Origin of the sequence: Acinetobacter sp. Ver3 (assembly GCF_000632455.1) — a bacterium.
Classification (GTDB): domain Bacteria; phylum Pseudomonadota; class Gammaproteobacteria; order Pseudomonadales; family Moraxellaceae; genus Acinetobacter.
In genome coordinates, this window is record NZ_JFYL01000206.1 from 1 (window position 1) to 242 (window position 242).

Genomic DNA, 242 nt, shown 5'->3' on the forward strand with positions numbered 1-242 from the left:
GCAAGTACCTTGCGGCTATGCCAATCAATCACAGCACATAAATAAACAAAGCCTTTTGCCATAGGGATATACGTTATATCCGTAGACCACACTTGATTACTGCGCTGAATAGCCAACCCTTTGAGCAGATATGGATATTTACGGTGAGCTTGATTAGCCTGGCTTAAATTTGGTTTGCAATATAACGCCTGAATACCCATTTTCTTCATTAAAGTACGTGTATGACGTCGTCCTATATGATG

The 242-nt window shown here is 40.5% G+C and carries 1 protein-coding gene; it reads right to left on the minus strand.

What is annotated here, in order from left to right:
* Nucleotides 1-242: DDE-type integrase/transposase/recombinase (locus tag CL42_RS16405; RefSeq protein WP_416202033.1), on the minus strand; the 242-nt coding region annotated here is incomplete at both ends.